Source organism: Kribbella antibiotica, assembly GCF_004349055.1.
Taxonomy (GTDB): Bacteria; Actinomycetota; Actinomycetes; order Propionibacteriales; family Kribbellaceae; genus Kribbella; species Kribbella antibiotica.
This window is the reverse complement of sequence record NZ_SMKX01000062.1, coordinates 19,545-45,224: the sequence shown is the minus strand read 5'-3', so window position 1 is coordinate 45,224 and position 25,680 is coordinate 19,545. Positions and strand designations below refer to the sequence as shown.

The following is a 25,680-nucleotide window of genomic DNA, read 5'->3' as shown; positions in this document are numbered from 1 at the left end:
CCCCCACCTGGCCCACCGCCTCCGCCAGGCCGCCAACGCTCTGACCCGCCGCCTCCACGGCTGACCGGCGTACAGAAGAACTGTTAGAGGTAGGTCGCTCGGCACTTCCTGAGCGGACGGACGGCGGCGGCGATCGCCGGACCGGGGACTACTAACAGTCCTTCTGTACGCATGCGACGGCCCTCCGAGCCACCTGAGCTCGGAGGGCCGTCGTGACCCGGGGTGCGCGGCATCCACGTCGCGCGCCGCCGGGAATTACCAGGAGGACTTGGTGATGCCGGGGAGTTCGCCTCGGTGGGCCATGGTGCGGAAGCGGACTCGGGAGATGCCGGCTTTGCGCAGGTAGCCGCGGGGGCGGCCGTCGGCGGCGTCTCGGTTGCGGATGCGGATCGGGCTCGCGTCGCGGGGGAGCTTTTGGAGCTTCAGCTGGGCCTCGGTGCGCTCCTCCGAGGAGGAGGCGACGGACGCGATGACGCGCTTGAGCTCGGCGCGACGGTCGGCGTACAGGGCGACGGTGCGTTTGCGCTGTTCGTTCTTGGCGATCTTGCTGGTTTTGGCCATCAGCGCTCTTCGCGGAAGTCGACGTGCTGGCGGATCCGGGAGTCGTACTTGCGGATGACGAGCCGGTCGGGATTGTTCCGGCGGTTCTTCCGCGTTACATAGGTGGTGCCGGTGCCGGCCGTGCTGCGGAGCTTGATGATCGGCCGGAGTTCGTTGTTCTTGGCCATGCTGGTTCCTTTCCTCAAGTACGACACAGAGTGTATCTTGTACTGGTAATCATTTTCAATAAGGTGGGAGTGCGGATGCTGCCGGTGACCCTGTTGACCGGCGTCGACGAGGAATTCCGAGGGGCCGTGGGATCGAACCTGCTGGCCGCCGCGGGCTCGAACGGCGTCCTGGTCGAGTACGACGTGAGCAGCCTCAGCGCGGGTTATGTCGTGCGGATCGCGCGGACGGCGACCGGGGTGATCGACCGGGAGACGATCCGGATGGGCCACCCGTGTGTGTCGTGCGCGATGCGGAAGACGCTGGTGGAGTTGCTCAACAGCATCGCCGCCGTCGACCGGTACGACGTTGCGATCGTGTCGGTGCCTGGAGCCGGGGACTCGCAATCCGTGGCGGAGGAGATTGCCCGCGAGGACGAGCTTCGGGTCGATGTGGTGATCGTGGCGGCCGATACCGCGACCGTGGTCGACGACCTCACCGGCGATCAGTTCATCCAGGACCGCGGTGTCGCGACTGCCGCCGAGGACGGTCGCGTGATGGCCGAGGTGGTGGCGCGGCAACTCGAGTACGCCGATGCCGTCGTACTGAGCAGTCCAGACGCCACGGCCAAAGCCTTGATCGAGGCGATCAACCCGCAGGCGCGCATCCAGTCCACCCCGACCGACCTGCTCAAGCTCCGGCTGCACGACCCCGATGCGGCCGAGACCCGCACCGAGCCGGGCTCTATTACTGCGCCGATCCGCGAGGACGGCCCGGTCAACACCCTGGTCTGGCAGTCGGCGCGCCCGTTCCACCCCGAGCGGCTCTACGAAGTGCTCGAGGACCTAGTGACCGGTACGGCGCGCGGCCGCGGGACCGTCTGGATCGCGACCCAGCATCGCAACCGCCTGAGCTGGGACAGCTTCGGCACCAATATCTCGATCGGCGTACTCGGCCCATGGCTGGCCGACCTGCCCGCCGATCGCTGGGCCGGCGTCGGGCAGCAGCACCAAGCCCGGTCGGCGCTCGAATGGCACCCCGAGTACGGCGACCGGGCGTCGTACCTCTCGATCACCGGAGTCGATCTAGACACCCGGGAATTAACGGCACGACTCGACGGTTGTGTCCTACGTGCGGACGAAGCGGTTCATTCACTGACCGACCCGTTCGCCCCTTATCTGGAAGGAAGTAGTGCAGCATGAAGAATGACATTCACCCCGACTACCGCCGGGTTGTCTTCCGGGACAAGTCCGGTAACTTCAGCTTCCTCACGGGTTCGACCAGCACCAGCAACGAGACCATTGTCTGGACCGACGGGAACACGTACCCAGTCGTCGACGTGGAGATCTCGTCCGCCAGTCACCCGTTCTACACGGGTAACCAGCGCGTGATGGACACCCAGGGCCGCGTGGAGAAGTTCAAGAAGCGCTACGGCCAGCTGTAAGAACCACAAGCAGCGAGAGGGCTCACCCGGGGCGGGGTGGGCCCTTTCGCTTTGCCCGGACCCAGACGTCTCGGATTTCAGACGTCGGTGCGGGCGCGGCGCTTACCGAGACGGCCTGGGCGGTCTCACACTGGGCCAATGGAGCCGGTGGAGCTGTCCGGGGGTGGGTTGGCGCCGTTGGAGGCCGTTGCCTTGGCGCAGCGGCGGACCGCGGTGCGGTTGGCGGACGACGCCCGGAAACGGATGCACGAGTCAGCTCTCGCAGTCGCTGAAGTAGCGAGCCGCCAGCCGGTCTACGGTCGCACGACTGGCGTTGGCGCAAACCGCGATGTCCTCACGTCGGACCCCGAACACGGCGCCCGCCTGCTGAGCTCACACTCCACGACCGGTACGACGCCGTACCCGAAGGATGTCACCCGCCTCGGACTGTTGATTCGCGTCAACCAGTTGGCGTCCGGCGGGTCGGGACTCGAGCCGGGAGTCGCCGACGCGATCGTTGCCCTGCTCAACGACGACGAGCTCCCGGATCTCCATCGTGGTGGTGCGATCGGCACCGGCGACCTTGGTCCGCTGGCCGAGCTCGGTCTCGCGCTGGGCGATGTCATCGACGGGGTCAGCGCGCTCCCCCTGCTGTCCAGCAACGCGATCACACTCGCCGAATGCTGCCTCGCGTATGTCGAGGCCGCCACCCTGATCAACGTCGTACCGCTGGTCGGCGCCCTCTCGCATGTCGCTCTCCGAGGCAACTCCGAGGTGTACGACGTCCGCGTCCACGAGGCCCGTCCGCAACCCGGGCAGGTTCGGGTCGCGCGTCGGATGCGCGGTCTGCTCGAAGGCTTGCCGCTTCCCCCGGCGCGAATCCAGGACCCGTTCGGTCTGCGCGCATTCGCTCAGGTCCTCGGCCCCGCCGTCGATCACGTCGATGCCCTAGGCAACAGTCTCCGCATCGACATCAACGCGTCGGCCGAGAACCCGCTGGTGGCCGGCGATACCGTTCTGCACAACGGAAACTGGCACGCGATGCCGATCGCGCTCCACCTCGACTCACTCCGCCTCAGCCTGCACAGCGTCGCCACCCTCTCCACCTCCCGCGTGGCAAACCTGGTCGACCCCGACTTCACCGGCCTGTCCCGTTTCCTCGCCAGCGGCGCCGAGGCCAGCTCCGGCGTCATGATGATCGAGTACGTCGCCCACGACGCCCTCGCCGCCGTCCGCTCCTCCGCCCAACCAGCCACCCTCGGTACGGCGACCCTGTCGCGCGGCGCCGAACACCACGCCAGCTTCGCGCCCCAGGCCGCCGTACTGACTGGTCAACTGCTGGATGCACTCCGCGAAGTCATCTCCTGCGAATTGGTCACGGCTGTCCGGGCTATTCGCCTAGCCGGACTGACTCCTGATGACCTGGCGCCCGCCGCCATCGCCCCCTGGCTGGCCGACGCGCTAGCCGCCCTCCCTGACGACCTCACGGACCGTTCGTTGCGCGAAGACCTTGAGATCGCTCGCGGAATCCTCACCCAATGGGGTGACCGCCAGGTCGAACACCCGGCTGAATCTGCCTAGCGGCAAGGGCGCATGCGGCGCCTGGCCGCTGGTGCGGCAGCGGGCTTGTCGCTGGGGCTGGTACGGCGGAGTGGTTGCTCGCCGCACCGGACAGGCCGGACACGTTGCTTGGGGTTGCTCGCCGCGGCGGCCGCGTTACAGAAGGAGCTTGGCTGAGCCCGGCACGGGGCTGAGGTACTGGCGAGGTCGGCGATCGCGTGACCGCCGCTTGAGGTACCCGCTGTGGTTGCGGCCGGTAGCGAGGAAGCCTGGAAAGTGACCCTCCGCGGTGGTGAAAGACGCCAGCAAGGAAGCGGGGGTCCTGCCGCGCCCAACTCACCCTTGCCGCCTCACTACACGTGACTTTTTCGGCGCATAGACCCGAAAAATCCCCGCGTTGAGCGGATCACCCGGCCGGGCCTGGCGGGGGTCGTTAGCCGTGAACTTTTTCTCAAATACCGACCCTAAATTACCGACTAACGCAGACCCCGACCCCTCAACCGCAGCCCGCCGTCCGCAGCACCCGCGCCCCGGGCTGCCGGGGTCGCTGGGTGGAACATTCTTCGCAAATGACGCACAGAAGTTTCCACCCGGTGCAGATCTTGCACCTCAGCCATAGCGAGCACCTCAAGCCGCGGGCACGCGATCGCCGACCTCGCCACTACCTCAACCACCCGCCGGGCCCAGCCAAGCCCTTTATGTAACGCGGCCGCCGCGGCGACCAGCCACAGACAACGTGCCCGGCTTGTCCGGAGCGGCGACCAGCCATCCCCGCCGTACCGACCCCATCCGATGGGTCCACCCACCAAATGCCGTTCGGCGGTCCGGGTTAGAGGCGGTTGTAGGCCTTCAACGTGCGGAGGGCGGCGACGGTGACGATGCCTCGGTACTCGAGGGTCGCGGCTTGGCCGGGTGGTTCCCAGGTGATGGCCCAGCCGCCGTCGGGTTGCTGGTCGGCGATCAGGCGATCGAGGTGGGCCTCCAACTGCTCCGTCGTGAAGAGCGCAGCCCACGGACTGTCCGGGGTCGGCGCGAACTGCAACGGCGTAACCCCGTACGACGGATCGGCCGCATCTGCACGGAAATACGACACCTTCGGCAGCCAGTCGCGGATCCGCTCCAGGTCGACATCGCCGGCGTGTTCAAGGAACTCCAGCGATTCGTGGAGCGAATGCGCCTCGGTCGGCAGACCCAACTCAAGCTGCCTAGCGCACCAGGAACCGGCCAGCGACCGCCAAGGGTGTTCGACACCGAGCTTGTGTAGACGGCCGACCAGACCGGCGGTCGGGTTCAACGAAGGCTCGTAGGTCCATTCGCTCATGTGCGAAGCCCGCGGATAGTTCTCGATCACGGGTGCGGCCAGCGCGACCGCGCCGTCCGGAGTAGCCACCGATGCCAGCCAATCGACCGCGCGGCCGATCATCACGGAGTCGCAGGCACCGGCGGCCAGCAGGATGTCGAAGGCGGTTTCGACGTCGAGACCGAGGCTGTCCGGGCAGCGTTTGTCCGGCTCCAGGCCGTGACCGAAACCACCGTCTGCGTTCTGGTAGCCGCGGAGCGCGTCGACCACGCCAGCGGGGTCAGCGCCGTCGAAGACAACCGAGAGCAAGCGGTTCTCAACCAGCCGACCCTCGAGACGTACGAAATCACGACCTGCGGTGAAGATGTCCATACCTAGAGGTTCCCCCAGAACCCCACGGCATGTCTTGAACGAATCGGACGTTCAGCCCTCGGGCGCCCAGCCGATGGCTTCGATCCAGAACCGGGCCAGGAATCCGCCGGGCTCGGCAGACCAGGCAAGCCAGGCTTGTTCCATCTCGTCGACCTCGGCGCCGGTGGCGATGTTCTGTTCGACAATCTGGTCGCGCTGTCCCGACATCAGGCTAGCGGTGAAGGTGCCAACACCGGCGACTTCTTCGGCTGTCCCGTGGTGGACGACCCGGGCATAGCTCTCGCAACCAACAAAGCCCGCTTCCACCAGTAGCGAGCGCAGTTGCTTGCCGACGAAGGGCGACGTACCGGCGCGGAGCCGGCGCATCACCTCGAAAGATGCCTCTAGCAACGGATTGGTCGGGTACAGCAGCTGCCCATCCCAGTCGGCGTCGACGAAACCGACCACGGCACCTGGCGCGGCAACCCGTCGTACCTCACGCAGCACAGCGAGCGGGTCGGGCAGGTGCTGCAGCATCGCGCTGGAGAAGACCGCGCCGAAGGTCCCGTCCTCGAACGGAAGCCCGTGCGTCACATCTCCCTCGACCAAAGTGATGGAGTCTGCTCCTTCCGGCAGTCCGGGATGCAGGTCGAAGCCGGTGGTCGTTCCTGGATGCACTCGCTCGGCCAAGCCGACGGTGATGGAGCCCGGTCCACAGCCCAGGTCGAGCAGGCTGATTCCGGGCCGTAAATGCCTTGTGAAAAAGGCGGCATGGGTCTCGGCGGTACGGCGCGCATAATTGACCCGGCGTGGGTCCCCCGTAGTAGTCACGGCTCGAAACGGTAGCCCATCCCGGGTTCGGTCAGCAGATGTTTCGGGCGCGCCGGATCGGCTTCGAGCTTGCGCCGCAGCTGACCCATGTAGAAGCGAAGGTTTCCACTCGCGCTCTCGTATCCCGGCCCCCACACCTCGGTCAGCAACTGCCGTTGCGCCATCAATTTGCCGGGATGCCGGACCAGAACCTCCAGCAGATGCCACTCGGTCGGTGTGAGCCGGATGTCCTCACCGGTCTCCAACGTCACGCGCTTGGCGGCGAGATCGACCCGAATACCACCGACAGCGACGACAGGCTCATCCTGTGCAAGGTTGCTTCGCCGCAGTACAGCGCGCATCCGCGCCAGCAACTCGTCGATCCCGAACGGCTTGGTGACGTAGTCGTCGGCCCCCGCGTCCAGCGCCTCGACCTTGTCGGTCTGATCGGTTCGCCCGGACAGCACCAGGATCGGCGCCTCGGTCCATCCACGTAGCCCACGAATCACGTCGACCCCGTCGAGATCCGGCAGCCCGAGATCCAGGATCACCAGCTCCGGCGGATGTTGCGCAGCCACCTTCAAAGCGGCTGTACCCGTGCCGGCCATGTGCACCTCGTACCCGCGCGCCTTCAGGTTGATCTGCAACGCCCGCACGATCTGCGGTTCGTCGTCAACCACCAAAACCCTAGTCATGGGGCCTCCTGACCTGGACTGAGGAGTGTAGGGAGCGAAGCGACTGGAGCGACGAGGGAAGGGCTGGAGTTAAAGCCCCATGACTCGCCGCGCGGAGCGTGGCATTGAGACTAGTCATCTGCAAGCCCCGTTCGTTCCCGCGTTCCAGGCACCGGTACGTCGGCCGAAAGTGCCGCCGGTATCGACACCACCATCGTCAATCCGCCACCCGGAGTGTCCTCCGGCTGCACCGTCCCTTGCATCGCCTCGGCCAATCCCCGAGCCAGCGCAAGCCCGAGCCCGACCCCAACCGTGTTGTCGGTGTCCCCCAATCGCTGGAACGGCGCAAACACCCGATCGCGTTCCTCCCGCGGAATCCCCGGCCCGCGATCGATCACCCGGATCTCCACCGTCTCGCCGAGCGAACTCCCCATCACCAACGGTCCACGGTCGTCGGGTGAATACCGCAGTGCATTGGCCACCAGGTTCGCGATCACGCGCTCGATCAGCGCCGGGTCGGCCTCGAGCAGCGGCAGCGTGTGCGGGATATCCACGACCACCCGCTCACCGTCGTCACCAAGCTCAGCCAGTACGCCGGGAATGACCTCATCCAGCGCCATTGGCCGCGTGAACACTGGCAGCACGCCCGCCTGCAGGCGCGACAGGTCGAGCAGGTTGTCGACCAGCCGGGACAGCCGGTCGAGTGACTCGTCAGCGGTCTCCAACAACTCGGCCCGCTCGGATTCACTCCAGTCCACATCGGCGCTGCGCAACGAAGTCACCGAGGCCTTGGCCGACGCCAACGGCGATCGCAGATCATGACCGACCGCCCGAAGCAACGCCGTACGGAGTTTGTCCGCCTCAGCCAGCGGTTTCGCCTCCGCGGCGGCCTCGGTCAGCCGGGCCCGATCCACCAGCGCGGCCGCGTGAGCAGCAAACGCCCCGACCAATCGCCGTTCGTCTGCGGCCAATTGGCGACCCTGCAGCACGAGGACCAGGTCGTCGCGACCAGGGATCTCCGCGTCGCCATCCTCCGGTCGCCGGCAGGTCGGCGTACCGGCGGATGCGATCGGTCGCCAGATCTCGGTCAGCTCGTCGTCGTCCACGCGCTCCATCAGGCAGGCGCTCGTCATCCCAAACGCCTCGCGCACCCGCTCCAACAACGCCGGCAGCGCGGTCTCCCCACGCAACACCGAGCCGGCAAGCGTCGCCAACGTCTCCGACTCCGCCGCCGCCCGCGCGGCCTGTCTCGTACGGCGTGCCGCCCGGTCCACGACCGAGCTCACCAGCGCCGCCACCAGCACGAAGATCGCCAGCGCGAGCGCATTGTTCACCTCGGCAATCGTGAACGTCCGCGTCGGTGGCGTGAAGAAGTAGTTGATCACCAGCGACCCACCGATCGCGGTCACCAACGCTGGCCACAGCCCGCCCACCAGCGCAACCACGACCACAGCCAGCAAGAACGCCAGTACGTCGCTCGTCAGGTTCAGGCGATCGCCGCCCAGATCCAGCGCGAGCGCGAGAATCGGCTGCAGGAGGATCGACAGCACGAACCCCTGGATCTTTCGCCGCCGTGACAGGCTCCCGCGCAACCGCGGCAGCCGCCCGCGCCCCATCTGCGAGTGCGTGACGATGTGTACGTCGATATCGCCCGAACCCCGGATCGTCGACGTACCGATCCCCGGCCCGGTGATCGCCGACCACCGCGACCGCCGCGAACCGCCCAGCACCAACTGGGTCGCGTTCTCAGCCCGCGCGAAGGTCAGCAGCGCAGCCGGAACATCATCCCCGACCACCTGGTGGTAAGTCCCGCCCAGCGATTCGACGAGATTTCGTTGTTCGGCAAGACGTTTCGGGTCAGCGCCGGTCAACCCGTCGGACCGGGCAACGTGGAGGGCAAGCAGGTCCCCACCGGACGAGCGCGCGGCGATCCGGGCAGCACGCCGGATCAGCGTCTCGCCCTCGGCGCCGCCGGTGAGAGCGACGACCACCCGCTCCCGCGCTTCCCAGGTCGAGTCGATGTCGTGCTGAGCGCGGTACTGCTGCAGCCCGGCATCTACCCGATCGGCCAGCCAAAGCAACGCTAGCTCACGCAGCGCAGACAGATTGCCGACCCGAAAGTAGTTGCCCAAGGCAGCATCTATCTTGTCCGCCGCATACACGTTCCCATGCGCCATCCGGCGGCGCAGCGCCTCCGGAGTCATGTCGACCAGCTCGATCTGGTCCGCGGCCCGAACCACGCGGTCCGGCACCGTCTCCTGCTGCGGTACGCCGGTGATCTTCTCGACCACATCATTGATCGACTCGAGGTGCTGGATGTTGACCGCCGAGATCACGTCGATCCCGGCCGCCAGCAACTCCTCGATGTCCTGCCAACGCTTCTCGTTGCGGCTGCCCGGCACATTCGTGTGCGCCAACTCGTCGACGAGCGCCACGTCAGGCCGCCGTACCAGCAGGGCGTCCAGGTCGAGCTCGGTGAAGCTGGCACCGCGGTAGTCGATGATCCGCCGCGGTACCAGTTCGAGCCCCTCGACCATCGCCGCGGTGTGCTCGCGGCCGTGGGTCTCCACGAAACCGATCACCACATCGGTGCCCCGGGCCAGCCTGCGCTGACCCTCACCCAGCATCTTGTAGGTCTTCCCTACGCCAGGTGCGGCACCGAGGTAGATCCGCAGATACCCGCGACCGCTCCTACTCATGCTTCCGATGATGTCAGCTCGCGGCCAGCGCAGCGTTGAGTGTGACGACATTGACGTACGGTTCGCCGAGGAACCCCAGCGCCCGCCCGTGCGTGTTCTCCTGCACCAACTTGGCCACCTGAGCCACCGACAGCCCCCGCTCCCGCGCGATCCGGTTGATCTGCAAGGCCGCGTACGCCGGGCTGATCGCCGGATCGAGCCCTGAGCCGCTGGCCGTGAGTGCGTCGTCCGGGACCTGAGCCGGGTCGACACCCTCCAACTGCGCGACCTCCTTGCGCCGCTCGTCGATCGCCGCGCGGAGATCGGCGTTGTTGGGCCCGTACTGCGAGGCCGCGCTGGCCTTGCCGTCGTACGACGCCGCGGACGGCCGGGTCTGGAACCACTTCGGGTCGGCGACCATGATCGCGTCGCCCTTGTCGTCCTTCTTTCCACTGTCCATCGTGTACGACTGACCGATCAGGTCGGAAGCGACCTCTTTGCCGTTCACCTTGATGATCGAGCCGTTCGCATTGCCGTGAAACAACAGCTGCGACACCCCGGTCATCGCCAACGGATAGACGACACCGAGCACCACCGTGAAGACCAGCAGCACCCGCGCTGCAACTCCGAATATCCTCATCTGAATCTGACCTTTCACCGAAGACCGGGGATCAAAGAGATCACCAGGTCGAGAAGCTTGATGCCGATGAACGGTGTGATGAGGCCACCAACGCCGTACACGAGCAGGTTGCGGCGCAGCATCGCCGAGGCCGAGGACGGCCGGTAGCGGACTCCGCGAAGTGCGAGCGGAACCAGCGCGACAATCACCAGTGCGTTGAACACGATGGCCGACACGATCGCCGTCTGCGGCGAGTGCAGCTGCATGATGTTCAGCTTGTCCAGCCCCGGGTAGGCCGCCGCGAAGAGCGCCGGCAGGATCGCGAAGTACTTGGCCACGTCGTTCGCGATCGAGAACGTGGTCAGCGATCCCCGGGTGATCAGCAGTTGCTTGCCGATCTCAACGATCTCGATCAGCTTGGTCGGGTTGGAGTCCAGGTCGACCATGTTGCCGGCCTCCTTGGCCGCCGACGTCCCGGTGTTCATCGCGACCCCGACATCAGCCTGGGCAAGCGCGGGCGCGTCGTTCGTACCGTCACCGGTCATCGCGACCAGCCGCCCACCCTCCTGCTCCTTCTTGATCAGCGCCATCTTGTCCTCGGGCGTCGCCTCGGCCAGGAAGTCGTCGACCCCGGCCTCCTCGGCGATCGCTTTCGCGGTCAGCGCGTTGTCGCCGGTGATCATCACGGTCCGGATGCCCATCGCGCGCATCTGGTCGAACCGCTCCCGCATCCCGGACTTCACCACGTCCTTGAGGTGAATCACCCCGAGCGCGCGAGCCGTGCCGCCGACCGCCTCGGCCACGACGAGCGGCGTACCGCCCGAGGCCGAGATGCCGTCGACAATCTCGCCGAGCTGAGGATCCGTCGTACCGCCGTGGGCGTTGATCCAGTTGTTGACCGCCCCGGCTGCGCCCTTGCGGACCTCGCGGTCATCGACGTCGACACCGCTCATCCGCGTCTGCGCGGTGAACTCGACAAAGGTTGCATGAGGCAACTCTCCGGTGTGCCGCTCGCGCAATCCGTACCCAGTCTTAGCCAGTACGACGATCGACCGCCCCTCGGGAGTTTCGTCAGCCAGGCTGGACAACTGGGCCGCGTCGGCCAACTCGGTATCGGTCACTCCGGCTACCGGGATGAACTCGGCCGCCTGCCGGTTGCCCAGCGTGATCGTGCCGGTCTTGTCCAGCAGCAAGGTGTTCACGTCGCCGGCCGCCTCGACCGCGCGACCGGACATCGCGAGCACGTTGCGCTGCACCAGCCGGTCCATACCGGCGATGCCGATCGCGGACAACAGCGCGCCGATCGTGGTCGGGATCAGGCAGACCAGCAGGGCCACCAGGATGATCACGCTCAGATCCACACCGGCGTACTTCGCAAAGGTCGGCAGCGTGACCGTGGCGATCAGGAAGACGATCGTCAGGCTGGACAGCAGGATGTTCAGGGCGATCTCGTTCGGCGTCTTCTGCCGCGATGCGCCCTCGACCAGCGCGATCATCCGGTCGATGAAGCTCTCACCGGGCTTGGTCATGATCTTCACGACGATCCGGTCCGACAGCACCTTGGTACCGCCGGTGACCGCGCTGCGGTCGCCACCGGACTCACGGATGACTGGAGCCGACTCGCCGGTGATCGCCGACTCGTCGACGCTCGCCACACCCTCGACCACGTCACCGTCGCCAGGAATGATCTGCCCAGCCTCGACAACCACCCGGTCGCCGAGCTGCAGCTGAGCCGCCGGGATCTCCTCTTCCCCATCGGAGGTGAGCCGGCGAGCAGTAGTTTCGGTCTTGGCACGACGCAGGGTTTCGGCCTGGGCCTTGCCGCGGCCCTCGGCCACCGCTTCGGCGAGGTTGGCGAACACAACCGTCAGCCAGAGCCACACCACGATCCACCAGGCGAACACGGTGGAGTCGGTGATCGCGATGACTGTCGACGCAACCGCGCCGACCTCGACCACGAACATGACCGGGTTCTTCACCATCACCCGCGGATCGAGCTTGCGCACGGCATCCGGGAGCGAGGTCAAGAGCATCTTGGGGTCGAACAGACCCGAAGACGCCTTCTTCTCGACCGACTTCTCCTGAGCAGCAGGAGGTGGGGTCGTTACGAGCGTGGTCACAGTCCCTCCGCGAGGGGTCCGAGTGTGAGTGCAGGGAAGTAGGTCAGGCCTGTCACGATCAGGACGACGCCGACGAGCATCGTGACGAACAAGGCCTTATGAGTGGGCAGCGTGCCCTGAGTGACCGGTACCGGCTGCTGCTTGGCGAGCGACCCCGCCAGCGCCAGCGCGAACACCATCGGCACGAACCGGCCGAGCAGCATCACGATGCCGAGAGCCGTGTTGTAGAACGGCGTGTTCGCACTGAGCCCACCGAACGCGGACCCGTTGTTGTTACCGGCCGAGGTGAACGCGTACAGCACCTCGGAGAACCCATGCGGGCCGCCGGTGTTGAAGATCGATGCCCGCGCGCTAGCGAGACCCATCGCGAGCGAAGCACCCACCAGTACGACGGTCGGTGTCGCGAGGATGTAGAGCGAGACCAGCTTCATCTCGCGGGCGGTGATCTTCTTGCGCAGGTACTCCGGCGTCCGGCCGACCATCAGGCCGGCGATGAACACGGTCAGTACGGCGAGGACCAGCATGCCGTACAGGCCAGTCCCGGTACCGCCTGGTGAGACCTCACCGAGCATCATGTGGAAGAGCGCCGTACCGCCGCCGAGTGGGGTGAACGAATCGTGCGCCGCGTTGACCGCACCGGTCGACGTACCGGTCGTTGAGCTGGCGAACAGCGCGGAAGCCCATTGACCGAAGCGGGTTTCCTTACCCTCCAGCGAATTCCCGCGGACCTCGAAGAAGGTTGCGGAGAAGGTGAACGCGGCCCACAGCGTGCCCATCACGCCGAGGATCGCGTACCCCTGGCGCTTGTCCTTGACCATCACGCCGAAGGTCCGGGTCAGGCAGACCGGGATGACCAGCAGCAGGAAGATCTCGAACAGGTTCGACAGCCCGTTCGGGTTCTCGAACGGGTGCGCGGAGTTGGCGTTGTAGAAGCCACCACCGTTGGTGCCGAGCTCCTTGATGACCTCCTGACTGGCAACAGGGCCGCCAGGGATCGTCTGCGTCTGGCCGACCACCGAGGTGACCTCGTGCCCACCAGCGAAGTTCTGGACAACGCCAAGAGCAACTAGAGCCAGTGTCCCGATCACGGCGATCGGCAGCAGGACCCGCAGTACTGTCCGCGTCAGATCAACCCAGAAGTTGCCGAGCCGATCGGTCTTGGACCGTGCGAAACCGCGGATCAGCGCGATCGCGACCGTGATCCCGACCGCCGCGGACAGGAAGTTCTGGACGGCGAGTCCGGCGAACTGGACCAGGTGGCCCATCGTCGCCTCGGGCGAATACGACTGCCAGTTCGTGTTCGCCACGAACGACGCCGCAGTGTTGAAAGCCAGCCCGGACGGGACATCCGGCAGACCCAGCGACAACGGCAGGTGACTCTGCACCCGCTGCAGGATGTACAGCAGGATCAAACTGACCGCAGAGAACGCGATCAGCGAGCGGCCATAGACGGCCCAGGTCTGGTCGGCTTTCGAGTCGACCCCGAAAAGCCGGTAGGCTCCCCGCTCGACCCGCAGGTCCGATTCGGAGGTGTAGACCCGCGCCATGTACCCGCCCAGCGGCCGGTAGACCGCGGCCAGGCACACAACCAGGAAGCCGACCTGCAACAGGCCGGCGGCGGTGTCGGACATCAGAACCTCTCGGGGAAGATCAGGGCGGCGACCAGGTAGAGGACCAGAGCCACGGCCACCACCAGCCCGGCGATGTTCTCGGCGCTCACAACTTCTCCACTCCACGCAGCGCGAACCAGACGGCCGCGAACACGACGACGGTGACTGCCAGGTAGATGACGTCAGCCACGACTGCACCTCACATTGCTCATGGCTCCACTGCACACCGCTCGCTGCCTGCTCAGGAGGGTTCTCACAGCTCTCTCACACCCGCCGACGGCTCTCTCACACGTCTCTCTCATACTTACGACGGCAGTAGCCACAACGACTGAGGAAGAACAGCCAGTGACTGATTTGGACACCACGACCGCCCCCACCGAGCAGTTCTTCTCCACTGAGAGCCGCGAGGCCCTCGCCGAAGCCAGCCGTAAGCTCGCTGAGCGCCTCGCGGCCCACACCGAGGCCCTGCTCGCGATGAACGGCTCCGAGGAGCACGACACCCTGGACGAGCAGAACGCTGCTCTCGAGGAGCTCGTCGCCGACTGGAACGACGCCGTCTTCGAGCACACCGGCACCACGCCGCTGCTCCTGGACGACGAGGAAGACGTCGACCCCGAGGAGGAGACCGACGAGGACCACGTGATCAGCGTCGTGTCCCGCTTCGACCTGCGCGTCGTCGACCTGGACACCCTCCTGGAAGCCGGCCGCGCCGCCCAGGAGCGCCACCCCGCCGAGCTCGAAGAGGGCGGCGAGATCGACCCCGTCGAGACCGCCGAGCAGGCCATCTTCGAGATCAGCCGCGAGGTCGGCGAGGCCTGGTTCGAACTCCCCGGCATCGAAATGCTCGCCGGCGCCCGCGCGTACGTCGTACCGGAGGCTCCCTTCGAGCCCCTGGACCCGGACGCAGAGGACATCACCAGCGAGCTCTCCGCCCCGAACGGCATCCCCACCCACGCGGAGTCCTGGGCCTGATCCACGACTCGCGCTGTCGCTGCCGACTCCCCATCCAGCACCGAGAATGATGGGTGAGTCGGCAGTCGAGTGGTGGGGGTGATGTCGATGCCGGATGCCGCTACCTGGACGGCGATCGTGCCGATCGCCTTCGGGTCATCCGTGCTGGGCACATTGGCGGGCAAGCTACTCGACCGCACCGGCGCCCGCGCCGAGCTCATCCGCGACGGCTATGCCGATGCCATCAAGGCACTCAACGCCTGGGGCCACTACCCGGAACGCATCTACCGGCGCGTCGATGACTCACCGGAGACTCTGCTGCGTCTCGAGACCATGGGTGCAGATCTCAAAGCGGCATTGGCCTACTCGACCGGTTGGGTCAGCGGAGAGAGCGCCGAGCTGGGCCGCGTCTACAGCGCCTTGGTCGAACTGCTGCGCGCAGAGGTCACCATCCACGCGCGCCTTGCCTGGGCGCGCCCACCGGCATCGAAGGCCGCCGCGATGAACATCGGCGAACCGCCGTCGGCCCAGGCACTTCCCAACGAGGGCGACGGAGCCACCCCGGCGGAGTGGTTGATCGTCCAGCAGTTCTCGACCTTGATCCAGTACCGCGTCGGCTGGCGGCGCGTGGTCTGGATCCGGCCGCTGCTCCGCCGCCGGCTCGACAAACTGCAGGTCATCGGGCATGCCCGGAAAGCCTTCAGCGAGAGATCTGCCCGGATGCTCAACGGGGACTGGCAATCTGCCCCGTGATGCCCCGCGATCTGCCCTGCCGCTGGGGGTGAAGTGTGGTGAGGCTTGGTTGTCATGACGATTCATGACGAACGCGAGTTCACTGGACGGCTCGAGGCGGCACGGGTGCGGGAGTTACTGCGGCAGTACCTGCCGGAGCCGCCCGCGAGGGTGGCGGATATCGGGGGTGGACAAGAGATTCACTCGCCGGGACTGCGGGCGGACGGGTACGACGTACGGATGCTGGGTCCTCATCCGCGCGAGGCCCAGGACGAGGAGTTCGATGCGGCGTTCCTGCCGGGCCTGATGTACCTCCTGGCTAACGCCGCCGACCGGCGGGCCGCTCTGCAGGAGGCGGTGCGCGTCACGAGGTACGGCGGCTTCGTGGCTGCCGTCGCGATCAACCGGACCGCGGCCAGGTCGGCGCGGACGGCCTACCACTCAGTCGCGCAACTGCGATCCGAGCTGATGGGCGCCGGCCTCCGCGCAGTCGAAATCCACGGTCTGAGCGGACCGGGCGACTGGCTGAGCGTCATGGTCGACAGTCACTACAGCGGTTTGTCGCTACCGGACAGCGATCCGGCACCGCTGCAGGCTGCTCTCGAGTGCGCGCGCCTCGGCGACTGGCGACCCGACCTGGTCCAGTCGAGTCCGCTCCTGCTCGGGGTCGGTCAGCGTGATTGAGCACTCGGTCGACGAGATATCCGCACAGGACGAAGAGGACGAGTGCGAGGGCATGGACAGCGATCTGGACCAGCAGCATGTCTCCATGGTTCTGTTCGGCGACCGCGGGAGACAGTGGCGAGAATGCCGTTCTTCGATAGATTGTGGTCATGCATCGAGTGGCGGTGGTAGTGGCGGATCGATCGGCTGCGCTGGATGTGGCGATTCCGGCGCAGGTGTTCGGGACAGCGCGCGCGTTGGAGAAGGCGCCGGGCGAGCTGTGGGGGGACCGCCTGTACGACGTCATCGTGTGTGGTGAGCGGCCAGGGGCGACGATGTCGGGGCCGGGCGGGCTCGACTTGTTCACGATGACGGCGCCCTACACCTACGAGGACGCCCGGACGGCAGACACGATCATCGTGCCCGGCGGGGACAACGTGAGTTGTCCCTCGGCCGAACTGGTGGAGTTGCTGCGGGACGCACATGCGCGCGGGGTGCGGATCGCGTCGATCTGCGGCGGTGCACTGGTGCTCGCTGCGGCCGAGCTGCTGGACGGGAAGATCGCGGCCACACACTGGACGACGGCCGACGCGCTGGGTGAGCGGTTCCCGGAGGTGCAGGTGGACGCGAGCGTCCTGTTCGCCGACTGCGGCAACGTCCTGACCTCGGCGGGGGCAGCGACCGGGTTCGACCTGTGCATGCACATGGTGCGCAAGGACTTCGGGGCGGCCGTCGCCGCCGAGGCTGCCCGCCACATCGTGTTGCCGCCGCAGCGGGACGGTGGGCAGGCCCAGTTCATCGTGCATCCGGAGCCCGGTCCGGACTGCGGTTCACTGGAGCCGACGATGCGCTGGATCCGGGAGAACCTCGCCGAACCGATCACGCTGGCCGGCATGGCGGCGTACGCGACCGTCAGTCCGCGGACCCTCAACCGCAAGTTCCGTGAACAGACCGGTACGACGCCACTGCAGTGGCTCCTGCGGCAGCGCATCCAGCACGCGCAGGAGCTACTGGAGACCACGACGATCCCGATCGAGGAGATCGCGCAGCACTGCGGGTTCGGTACGGCGATCAACATGCGCCAGCACTTCACCCGCCAGGTGCGGACCTCCCCGATCGGTTATCGCAGAGCGTTTCAGTCGATCGGGCGGAGTTCGTCGGCGTAGGAGACGGAGACTCGGCGGAGGACGTTGTCCTTGACGGAGTACTGGCCCATGCGCCACAGCGGGGGGCTGTAGGCGTGGACGCTGACGCTGCCTTTGTCGCGGCCGACCATGCGGTGGATGTGGTCGGGGCCGAAGCCGTAGACGGCGCCGGCGGGGACTTCGGTCTCGATGGAGTCGGCGCCGATGGCGAGGTTGTGTTCGACGAGGGTTCCCTTGGCGACGGCTACGGCACCGGAGGAGGTGTCGTGGTCGTGCCAGCCGGTGTCGTTGACGGGGGTCCAGCAGATCAGCCAGACGTCGACGTTCGCGTCGCGGTGCAGGGAGGCGAACACGCGCTCGTCGTCGCTGTAGGCGACCTTGTCCTCCCACAGGTGCGGCTGGGCGGCGATGGAGGACGCCAGCTCGGCGAGTTCCTGCGGGCTGAGGTCGCGGCCGGGAAGGTTGTCCAGCGACTGACAGTTGTTGAGATCCACTAAACGGCTGGGTTGACGTGCCGGGACGACGGGTGCGTCGATGGGCTGAGCAGTCACTGCACTCCCCTCTCAGGAGATGGACGGCCGGCGCTGGGGTCTCCCCCGAACAGCAACCGGTGTGGGTTGTTGTGGCGGATCACCGCGGTTGCGGCGGCGCCTTGGCGGAGGTCGACGAGTCCGGCGTACGGCCGGTCGGTGCCATGCACGACCTGGTCGATACCGAGGACTCGCGCGACCGCGTCGATTCCCTGCGGGCCATAGCTCGAGGTGTCGACGTACAGGTTGGTGTCGATGGTGCCGAGGCGGCCGCCGCGGGCGGTCAGGCGCTCGTGGTGCACGGGGGCGAGGCCGGCTGCGGCCGCGAAGCAGATCCGCAACCGCGGGAACTCACGGCGACCGCCATACGCGTGCCAGGCCCACCATGCGGCCTGCAACTGCTGGCTGTAGTCGACCACCGGCGCCCACCACCCCGGTACGTCGCCCGCTGGCTCGGCGATCCCGGGGTGCACGAGCACCGGCCGGTCCCAGCCTTCGGCAAGCGACAGCAGATCCCCGTACGACGACCACCCGGCCGGCGTGGTGAGCACATGCGCCGGAAGCTGGATCCCGAGGAAGCCCTGGTCCAGAAGCGTCTTCGCCTCATCGAGGTCCGGCTCGGGTAACCGCACCGAGGCCCAGGCCCGAAAGGGTTGGGGCATGGCCGCTGCCCCGGTGTGCCATGCCCCGAACAGCGCATCGTCGCCCAGCGACTCGATCCCGAGTGCACACGACAGCGAGATCGCGGCGATCTCGGTCCCGAGCTCACGCTCGATCGCAACCCGCGTCTCGACGTCATGCGCCGCCGGATCAACGTCGTACGGCGGCTCGGTCGCGGTGTGCAGCGTCCAGCCATCGAGGTACGGCGGCTCGGTCCGGGCGCGGAGGCGGTCGAGGAACTCGGCCGGCCAGAGGTGCTGGTGGATGTCGATCACAGCTCCTCCTTCCGGCCGGATACCTGACGGGCCAATTTTGTTTGATCAGATTGAAGCGCTTCAGTACATGAAGAGTGAAGCGCTTCAAAGCCTTGGTTGTCAAGTTTTTGTCCGAGGGCCGGGCTAGGGTTCAGACCATGCCCGGAAGCCGACGGCCGACCCTCAAAGACATCGCCGCCGACACCGGCCTGTCGATGGCTGCGGTGTCGTACGCGCTGCGTGGTCTGCATGGAACTCCGGAGACCCGGCAGCGAGTGCAGGAATCCGCTGAGCGACTCGGCTACTCCGCCGATCCCGTGGCCCGCGCCCTGGCTTCCGGCAAGAGCGGTTCGATCGGCGTGCTCTGCGCATCCCTCGAGGACCTGTGGCAGCAGCGCCTGGCGGCCGCGCTCGGCCGCGAGCTCCTCGCCCCCGACCGCAACGCCTGGATCATCGACTCCGCCGGCGACGCCGCTCGCCAGCTCGAGCTGGCTCAGCACCTGGTCGACCACCGTGCCGACGCGATCGTGGTGATCCCGATCGACCCCTCCGCGCCGGGATGGGCCACGATCGCTCAGCAGGCCCCGGTGATCGCGATCGGCGACGCACTGGCCGGCGCGAAAGCGAAGTCCGAGGTGGTCTTCGACAACGAGACCGGCGTCAGCGTCGCGCTGCAGCGGCTGGCCGATGCCGGCCACCGCGAGGTCGCCGTGCTCAGCCCAACCCTGCGCGCCGAGATCGACCGCCCGGCGGAGGAGATTGCTCAGCGCGTCGCGGTCGACCTCAAGCTCAAGATCCGGATCGTGCAGTGCCCGCACGACCTGCCCGGCGCCACCGAGGTGGCCCGCAAGCTGCTGACCTCGGCGCCGCGCCCGACCGGCATCTTGGCGCTCGCCGATTCGATGGCCTTCGGGGTGTACGCCGCCAGCCGTGAGCTCGGCCTCCGCGTCCCCGAGGACGTTTCGCTGCTCGGCTACGACGACCAGCCGCTCTCGCAGTTGCTCACGCCGCCGCTGTCCAGCTTCCACTGGCCCTTGGACGACCTGGTCACCGACGTGGTCGCCCGCGTCACCGCCACGGTCGATACCAACCGCCGCGTCCGCCGCACCACCGTCGTACCGACCTTGATCGAGCGTGGTTCGGTCGCCGCTCCGCCCACCTGAGCGGAGCGGCGACCGACCACTCCCTGCATCCACCCTTTGAAACTAAACCAAGTCACTGCACTTACTTGTCCGGTCCCAGAATGTGGATACCGGCAACGAACCCCCGCGAGCGGGCGTCTCACCAGACCACACGAGCAAGGGGGCTGGTGCGATGAAGGTTCTGCTCGCCATCGCGGGCGTGGTCGCGGTCTGGGGCACAGCGACGGTGCTGGTCGTCGACAAGTTCAACGATCCGGACGGTGCGGACACCCCGCAGATAGCTGCCGACAGCGCGCTCCAGGCACTGTCCGCACAGGACAAGGACGGGTTGCTCAAGGTGGCAGACCCCGACCTCAGCGGACGTGAGCAAGCGGCCCGACGGCTGATCGACCAGTGCCGCGGATCGGATTTCAGCGGAGCTCGCGTCACAGTCCTCCGCAGCGAACTCGCCGACTACCTCGCCTCTGGCATTGTCACCGTCCCCCACGGCCAGAGTGCATGCCGTGAGTTCGACCTGGAGGTACGGCGGCGGAACGGTGGCTGGTTCCTTTCGCTGGCGACGCCCGAGCCGAACCCCAACCCGCTCCCCACCGCCGCGACCAACCGGTAACGCAGCTGTGGCGGCCACCCAGCAAGGTGACCGCCACAGTCAGTGGTGCAGGACTACTACTTGTTGCCGAAGACCTGGAGCTCGGTCATGTCGGTGAACCGGCAGCCGCCGAAGGCGCCGGCCGGGCAGTTGTTCGCGAAGTCCGGAACCTGCGGGCTGAGCATCCAGAACCGCACGTACTGAACGCCGGTGGCGTTGGCGGTCGGGGCCAGCTCGGTGTACTTGCCGCGGTTGGCGGCGGTGAACTCACCCTCCTGGGCGGTCGCCCAGGTCTGACCGTCGGCCGAGGTCTCGATCCGGTACTTGCCGGTCGAGGCGCTGCCTGGGTCGCCACAGGTGTTCGACGGGTCGACCGAGAACTTGGTGACCGTGACCGGCGCACCCAGCTTGATGTCGACGTGCTTCGGGATCATCACACCGGACGGCGCACCGGCGTCGTTACCGGTGGTGCTGCCCCAGCCAGTGCCCTGGCTGCTGTTGATCGCGTACGCCGGCCCACACTGCGGGCTGAAGTCCGGACCGTTGAAGCCGACCACCGCGGCGCCACCCGAGCTTGCTGCCCAGTTGTGCCGCGGTGCGAAGTTGGCTGTCGTGCCGCCGGCCTTGACGGTCAGCGGAGCGGTCAGCACCTCGAGGCCCGGACCGGAGACAACGAACTTGCCGTAGGTGCCAGGAGCGACACCGGTGATCTTGTACTTGCCGGCGGCATCCGTCGTCGCGGCGTAGTCACCGGCATAGCCGGAGGCATGACCGCCGACGAAGACCAGCGCGCCCGGCACCGGAGCGCCGGTGTCCTTGTCCGTCACAACGCCGGTGACCGTGGTCGTGGCGCCTGTCGGCGGCTTGTGGAAGTCCTCGATCGGGAACGGGTCGCCGCCGTCCAGGACACCGGCGAACCAGCCCATGCCGCGGTTGGCGAAGACCTGCCAGATGATGCCGGCGTTCTTGCCGCCGCTGGCGACCAGGTCGGCCTGCACGATCGCGTTACGCATGTCGAGCATCGTCGGGTCGGCCGGCGACAGCTCCATCGCGCGGGTGATGATGCTCAGCGCGTAGGCACGGCCGAAGCGCTCTCGCAGGTCCCACAGCGTCTGGGCCCAGACTTCACCGGAGGCGTGCACCTCGGGCGCACCGCCGATGGTCGGGAAGTCGCCGTACGTGTAGCCGCCCTTCGAACCGTCGGGCTGGATGCAGTTCGGGCTGACGGCCTTGACGCGGCAGTCGATCGCCTGGGTCCGGAACAGACCGCCGTGGCCGACGTACTTGCCCTCGAGGATCTCACCGGGACCGGTGGTGTCCTTCTCCAGGTTGTGCGCGACCAGGTAGTCCATCGCGTAGAAGTCGCTCCACGCCTCGCCCATCGAGCCGGCCTGGATGCTGTTCAGCGTTCCGTTACCGGTGGCGTCGACCACGAGGCGGTTCGACAGACCGTGGGTGTACTCGTGGTACAGGATGCTGGCGTCGTTCGACGAGCTGCTCGGGATGTAGCCGCCGGACGGGTCCTGGAACAGGTACATCTGCATGGTCGGCGGGGTGCCGTCCGGCGGAGTGTTCATGTTCGCGTTGTTCATGTGGTTGGCGTCCGGGCCACCGTCCGCACCGGTCCCCGCGCCGTCGAGCGCGTTCAGCAGGACCGGGTCGCCGCCGTCGGCGTCGAACGAGCCGGCCGCCTTGGTGAAGCTGATCGGCGGCTTGGCCAGCCAGTCGTGGAAGTTGCTGGCCAGGTAGAAGCCGTTGGTGACGTCCTGGTTCATGTTCGTCTTCCAGGAGTCCGGCTTGGCCGGGTCCCAGGTACAGACGAACACCGCCGAGCAGAACGTCGACGAGCTCTGGAACGGAACGATCTTGTACTGACCGCCGGTCGGGGTGCCCGGCACGTTGACGGTCTCACCGGTGTTCGGCTGGTTGTCGTCGTTGATGTCGGCCCAGGCCGCGACCGAGGTGCCCTCGAGCAGCGTCTTGGCGTTCTTCGGCAGCCACTTGTTGTAGATCAGGTTCTCGACGCGCTGGGTGCCGCCCTTGGCAGCGCCCGGGTAGTTGTCCTGAACCAGGGCGTCGCCGTTGCCGGCGCTGGACAGGTCACGCCGGTACAGCAGCGCGCCGGTCTGGGCGTCGATGACGTGGGTGTAGACCTTGGTGCCGCCGGCGTTGACGTACGTCATCCAGCCCTTGCGCAGGCCGTCTGCGGTGTGGAACCAGACCTGCTTGGCGGTGTCGCCGTTGGTCCACTTGACGTCGTTGCCGGTCGTCTTCGCGGTCGCCGTGGCGGCGGTCGCGTCGATGTCGTCGGCAGCCTTGGTCCGGGCCTGGTCGGCGGAGACCGCCGGGTCGGCCGAGCGCGCCTGCGCCTGGGCGGTCAGTCCGGCCACGGGCGAGCCCATGATCGAGATCAGCTCGCCGTGCTTGGTGACGTTGGCCTTCAGGCCGTTGCCGAACACCTCCGTGCCGTCGACCACCTGCGACCAGAAGACGTGGTGGATGCCGAGATCGTCGACGTAGTCCTTGCGCAGCTTCAGCGTCGCCAGGTCGGCGGTCGTGAGCTTGAAGACCTCCGGGTGCGCCTTCACGTAGGCGAGCACAACGTCCGGCGCCTTCTTGGCGCTGCGGCCGGTCAGGAAGCCGTTCAGCTTCGTGACCTGCGCCGGGGTGCCGGTGTTCGGGTCGATCTCGGCGACACCCTGGATGCCGAGCGAGTCGCGGAACTTCTTCGACGCTGCGGACTCCTTGCCGGCCACCTTGGCGGCGCGGTCGTAGGTGGTCTTCGCGTTCGGCGTCCGGGCGTCGTAGTTGCCCTTCCGCTCCTTGCTCAGGTTCTTGTCGGCCGAGGCCGCCTTACCCTCGCCGGGACCGGCGGTCGGGGCCGCGGTCGCGCCGCCGGCAGCGGCGGTGACGGCCAGCAAGGTGGCGGCGGAGACCGCGGTAGCTGCGAAGAGCCCCCGCCGTCTGCGTGATGTGCTCAAAGAACGCTCCAGAAAATGTTGACAGCGCGAATCGCCCTCCGCGACCCGTCCGGGCCCGACCTTAGGCCCGCAAACGGCACCGGGGAAGAGATATCCCCGGAATGGCGCGGAGACGAGGGTTGTCCTTCGTGAGCGAAACACTACTGAAGACAACAGACAAAAGGGCGTAACTGAGCGGCCGAGCCCTAATCGCGGTAAGGGCCCGGCCGCTCATTCAACGGGTTCCCTAGAAGGCGCCAGCTCCGTTCGGGGTACCCAGTCCGGTCGGCCCGTCCCAGCCGGTGCGCGCGTTGCACCACTGGGTTGTCGGGCAACTTCCGTTGCTGCCGGTGGTTACGTCGAACAGCGAGCCCGGGTGTGCGTAGGGCAGCGCGTTCGCGTAGCCGGCGGTGTTGCCGGACAGTGCGTAGACCGCGGCAATGATCGGCGCGGCCTCACTGGTCCCGCCGAACTGTGCCCAGGTCGACGCCGTCTTGCTGGTCGGGTAGTAGACCGCCATCCCGCCCTTGCCCGGGTCGGCCGCGGCCGACACATCGGCCATCGCCCGCTTCGAGCAGCCGGTGCCGAACGAGGCCGCCGCGCTCAGAGCAGTGTTGTACGTCGAACAACCCGAACCGGCGCCGTCCCACACGGACTCGCTCCAGCCGCGAGAGTTGCTCGCGGCAACAAGCGACGTACCGCCGACTGCTGTCGTGTACGACGAGGAGGCCGGGTAGCTGCCCCCTTGATAGCCGTCGTCACCGGTCGACGCGGTGACCGCGATGCCCGGGTGGTTGTAGTACGTGCCGTAGTCGCTGTCGGAGGCGTCGCCACCGCCGTAGCTGTTGGAGATCGCCACGACACCGGCCTGCTTGGCCGCCGTCTGCACCGCCGTACCGAGGTCGGCAAAGCTCGCCGACTTCGCCTGTACGACGAGGATCTTCGCATCCGGAGCTGCGGCCGAAACCGCGTCGACGTCGAGTGCTTGCTCACCGGCCCAGCCGACATTGAACGTCGGCAAGGTGGTCCCGCCGGTCTGGTTGATGATCCGCAGACAGCCGTTGGCCGTCGTACAGGAGGACAGGCCGAACTGGGAGCGGTAGACACCGAGGTCGCGTTCCAGGTTCGGATAGCCGTACGCGTCGACGATCGCGACGGTTCGGCCGGCGGCTTTCAGGCCATCGAGCTTGTATGCGTCCCGCAGACCGGTGGGGGTGAGTCCGGTGGCCGGCGGTGCGGCCGTTGCGGGGGTGACGCCGTTGCTCGCGACCAGTTTGATCGCGTGGCAGCTCGCGGTGTGCTTGGCCTTGGCGGCCGAACACACTTGCGCCGCGTGCTTCCCGGCGGTGTAGGGGGTGATCGGGGCTGCGTAAGCCCCTGTTGCTGCGGTCAGTCCCGCGACGGCCAGTGCGCCGGCGCCCAGGGCGGACACGAGAATCCGTTGCCTCAACAGAACTCCTCGAGTGGGCAGGTCGCCGCCCCGGAAAACCTCATCGGAAGGGCGGCGACCGACAGTTGGTTGGTGCTCGAATCGTCCGCCCGGCCACGGATCGGAAGCCAGCGATTACGCCTCTGACAAATGTCATGGGCGCACCCGTGACACCCGCCCCGAAACACCCCGGTTTTCCCCGTGAATCCGGCAATCTGCCTGATCGGGAAAACACTGAAGGATTCCCCGCGTCTTTCCGGAGAATGGGCGCATGTCCCTCGCCGATCGCGCTCACACCCTGCAATCCGAAGCTCACCAACTGTTCACCGAACTAGACCTCGGTACGGCGTTCCCTTGGCCGCCGACGCTCATCGGCAGCGCCCGGTCCGGGCTGATGGCGACGCGCGACCTGGACGTCATGTTCGACGCCCCCGACGCGACCGGCCCCACCGTCCTGAGCGGGCTCACCACCCTCGCGCAACGGGTTCAACTCGAGTCCATCGACTTCCGCGACGAACGCGCCGACCGGCGGCCGACCCCGGCGATCACCGACGAGCGGTACTACGCCGTACTGCACACGGCGACCTGGAAGATCGACCTGACCTTCTGGCTGCACGTCGTCGACCGCCCGCACGTCGAGTACGCCGAGCGGGTCGCGGCGGCAACCGATGAGCAGCGGCTAACCATCCTGCGACTCAAGGAGAGCGGCCTAGACAGCACGATGATCTACAACGCCGTACTGGATCTGTAGCTGCAGAAGAGTGCCGGCCGCCCG

24 protein-coding genes are annotated in these 25,680 nt (G+C 67.0%); 10 read left to right on the top strand and 14 right to left on the bottom strand.

What is annotated here, in order from left to right:
* Positions 1–255: 255 nt before the first annotated feature.
* Together rpsN and rpmG are read right to left on the bottom strand one after the other, a co-directional pair.
* The gene (gene rpsN / locus E1263_RS21505) at positions 256–561 is read right to left on the bottom strand and encodes a 30S ribosomal protein S14 (RefSeq protein ID WP_132170124.1); all 306 of its coding nucleotides are present in this window, start codon (positions 559–561) and stop codon (positions 256–258) included.
* On the bottom strand, positions 561–728 hold the full coding sequence (gene rpmG / locus E1263_RS21500) for a 50S ribosomal protein L33 (protein WP_132170122.1): 168 nt from the start codon (positions 726–728) through the stop codon (positions 561–563). The genes rpsN and rpmG overlap by 1 nt, the downstream gene beginning before the upstream one ends.
* A gap of 75 nt (positions 729–803) precedes the next feature.
* On the opposite strand from rpmG, the gene E1263_RS21495 reads away from it, so the two are divergent.
* From E1263_RS21495 to E1263_RS21485, 3 genes are all read left to right on the top strand, one after another.
* Complete coding sequence (locus tag E1263_RS21495; RefSeq protein ID WP_132170120.1) at positions 804–1,907, top strand: CobW family GTP-binding protein; 1,104 nt, start codon at positions 804–806, stop codon at positions 1,905–1,907.
* Positions 1,904–2,149 carry a type B 50S ribosomal protein L31 gene (locus E1263_RS21490; protein ID WP_132170118.1) on the top strand — a complete coding sequence of 82 codons (246 nt, stop codon included), beginning with the start codon at positions 1,904–1,906 and terminating at the stop codon, positions 2,147–2,149. Before E1263_RS21495 ends, E1263_RS21490 begins: the two co-directional genes overlap by 4 nt.
* Before the next feature lie 138 nt (positions 2,150–2,287).
* Positions 2,288–3,709, top strand: a complete 1,422-nt coding sequence (locus tag E1263_RS21485; RefSeq protein ID WP_132170116.1) for an aromatic amino acid lyase — start codon at positions 2,288–2,290, stop codon at positions 3,707–3,709.
* Between the two features lie 808 nt (positions 3,710–4,517).
* On the opposite strand, the gene E1263_RS21480 is transcribed toward E1263_RS21485, so the two are convergent.
* The 8 genes from E1263_RS21480 to kdpF all read right to left on the bottom strand — a co-directional run bounded on the left by E1263_RS21480 (position 4,518) and on the right by kdpF (position 13,960).
* Positions 4,518–5,360, bottom strand: a complete 843-nt coding sequence (locus E1263_RS21480; RefSeq protein WP_132170114.1) for a prenyltransferase/squalene oxidase repeat-containing protein — start codon at positions 5,358–5,360, stop codon at positions 4,518–4,520.
* A 51-nt stretch (positions 5,361–5,411) separates the two neighbouring features.
* Positions 5,412–6,170: a methyltransferase domain-containing protein gene (locus tag E1263_RS21475; RefSeq protein ID WP_132170112.1), complete on the bottom strand. Its 759-nt coding sequence runs from the start codon at positions 6,168–6,170 to the stop codon at positions 5,412–5,414.
* Positions 6,167–6,844 (bottom strand): response regulator, encoded by a 678-nt coding sequence (locus tag E1263_RS21470; RefSeq protein WP_132170110.1) that lies wholly within the window; start codon positions 6,842–6,844, stop codon positions 6,167–6,169. Before E1263_RS21470 ends, E1263_RS21475 begins: the two co-directional genes overlap by 4 nt.
* 110 nt (positions 6,845–6,954) lie before the next feature.
* Positions 6,955–9,522, bottom strand: coding sequence for a sensor histidine kinase (locus tag E1263_RS21465; RefSeq protein WP_132170108.1), 2,568 nt, complete (start codon positions 9,520–9,522; stop codon positions 6,955–6,957).
* Between the two features lie 13 nt (positions 9,523–9,535).
* Positions 9,536–10,141: a K(+)-transporting ATPase subunit C gene (gene kdpC, locus E1263_RS21460; RefSeq protein ID WP_132170106.1), complete on the bottom strand. Its 606-nt coding sequence runs from the start codon at positions 10,139–10,141 to the stop codon at positions 9,536–9,538.
* A gap of 14 nt (positions 10,142–10,155) precedes the next feature.
* Positions 10,156–12,168 (bottom strand): potassium-transporting ATPase subunit KdpB, encoded by a 2,013-nt coding sequence (gene kdpB, locus E1263_RS21455; RefSeq protein WP_272949680.1) that lies wholly within the window; start codon positions 12,166–12,168, stop codon positions 10,156–10,158.
* Between the two features lie 68 nt (positions 12,169–12,236).
* The gene (gene kdpA / locus E1263_RS21450) at positions 12,237–13,871 is read right to left on the bottom strand and encodes a potassium-transporting ATPase subunit KdpA (RefSeq protein ID WP_132170102.1); all 1,635 of its coding nucleotides are present in this window, start codon (positions 13,869–13,871) and stop codon (positions 12,237–12,239) included.
* A complete protein-coding gene (kdpF, locus tag E1263_RS21445; RefSeq protein WP_131363646.1) occupies positions 13,871–13,960 on the bottom strand; it encodes a K(+)-transporting ATPase subunit F in 90 nt (29 codons plus the stop codon). Before kdpF ends, kdpA begins: the two co-directional genes overlap by 1 nt.
* Before the next feature lie 235 nt (positions 13,961–14,195).
* Between kdpF and E1263_RS21440 the strand changes: the two genes are divergently transcribed.
* The 4 genes from E1263_RS21440 (at position 14,196) to E1263_RS21425 (ending at position 17,362) form a co-directional block, all read left to right on the top strand.
* On the top strand, positions 14,196–14,822 hold the full coding sequence (locus E1263_RS21440) for a hypothetical protein (RefSeq protein ID WP_132170100.1): 627 nt from the start codon (positions 14,196–14,198) through the stop codon (positions 14,820–14,822).
* An 81-nt stretch (positions 14,823–14,903) separates the two neighbouring features.
* The gene (locus E1263_RS21435) at positions 14,904–15,554 is read left to right on the top strand and encodes a hypothetical protein (RefSeq protein WP_132170098.1); all 651 of its coding nucleotides are present in this window, start codon (positions 14,904–14,906) and stop codon (positions 15,552–15,554) included.
* 54 nt (positions 15,555–15,608) lie between these two features.
* Positions 15,609–16,217: a class I SAM-dependent methyltransferase gene (locus E1263_RS21430; RefSeq protein ID WP_132170096.1), complete on the top strand. Its 609-nt coding sequence runs from the start codon at positions 15,609–15,611 to the stop codon at positions 16,215–16,217.
* Between the two features lie 149 nt (positions 16,218–16,366).
* Positions 16,367–17,362 (top strand): GlxA family transcriptional regulator, encoded by a 996-nt coding sequence (locus tag E1263_RS21425; protein WP_132170094.1) that lies wholly within the window; start codon positions 16,367–16,369, stop codon positions 17,360–17,362.
* On the opposite strand, the gene E1263_RS21420 is transcribed toward E1263_RS21425, so the two are convergent.
* Together E1263_RS21420 and E1263_RS21415 are read right to left on the bottom strand one after the other, a co-directional pair.
* Positions 17,332–17,892: a cysteine dioxygenase gene (locus E1263_RS21420; RefSeq protein WP_132170092.1), complete on the bottom strand. Its 561-nt coding sequence runs from the start codon at positions 17,890–17,892 to the stop codon at positions 17,332–17,334. The genes E1263_RS21425 and E1263_RS21420 overlap by 31 nt on opposite strands.
* Entirely contained in the window at positions 17,889–18,806 is a 918-nt protein-coding gene (locus E1263_RS21415; protein ID WP_132170090.1) for an amidohydrolase family protein, read from the bottom strand. Before E1263_RS21415 ends, E1263_RS21420 begins: the two co-directional genes overlap by 4 nt.
* 137 nt (positions 18,807–18,943) lie before the next feature.
* Between E1263_RS21415 and E1263_RS21410 the strand changes: the two genes are divergently transcribed.
* Positions 18,944–19,948: a LacI family DNA-binding transcriptional regulator gene (locus tag E1263_RS21410; RefSeq protein ID WP_132170088.1), complete on the top strand. Its 1,005-nt coding sequence runs from the start codon at positions 18,944–18,946 to the stop codon at positions 19,946–19,948.
* A 151-nt stretch (positions 19,949–20,099) separates the two neighbouring features.
* Positions 20,100–20,537 carry a hypothetical protein gene (locus E1263_RS21405; RefSeq protein ID WP_132170086.1) on the top strand — a complete coding sequence of 146 codons (438 nt, stop codon included), beginning with the start codon at positions 20,100–20,102 and terminating at the stop codon, positions 20,535–20,537.
* Between the two features lie 56 nt (positions 20,538–20,593).
* On the opposite strand, the gene E1263_RS21400 is transcribed toward E1263_RS21405, so the two are convergent.
* Together E1263_RS21400 and E1263_RS21395 are read right to left on the bottom strand one after the other, a co-directional pair.
* A complete protein-coding gene (locus tag E1263_RS21400; protein WP_132170084.1) occupies positions 20,594–23,497 on the bottom strand; it encodes a M36 family metallopeptidase in 2,904 nt (967 codons plus the stop codon).
* A 226-nt stretch (positions 23,498–23,723) separates the two neighbouring features.
* Positions 23,724–24,926: a S53 family peptidase gene (locus E1263_RS21395; RefSeq protein ID WP_202868983.1), complete on the bottom strand. Its 1,203-nt coding sequence runs from the start codon at positions 24,924–24,926 to the stop codon at positions 23,724–23,726.
* Between the two features lie 250 nt (positions 24,927–25,176).
* Here E1263_RS21395 and E1263_RS21390 point away from each other — a divergent pair, with 250 nt between their 5' ends.
* Positions 25,177–25,656, top strand: a complete 480-nt coding sequence (locus E1263_RS21390; protein WP_132170080.1) for a hypothetical protein — start codon at positions 25,177–25,179, stop codon at positions 25,654–25,656.
* Positions 25,657–25,680 lie beyond the last annotated feature (24 nt).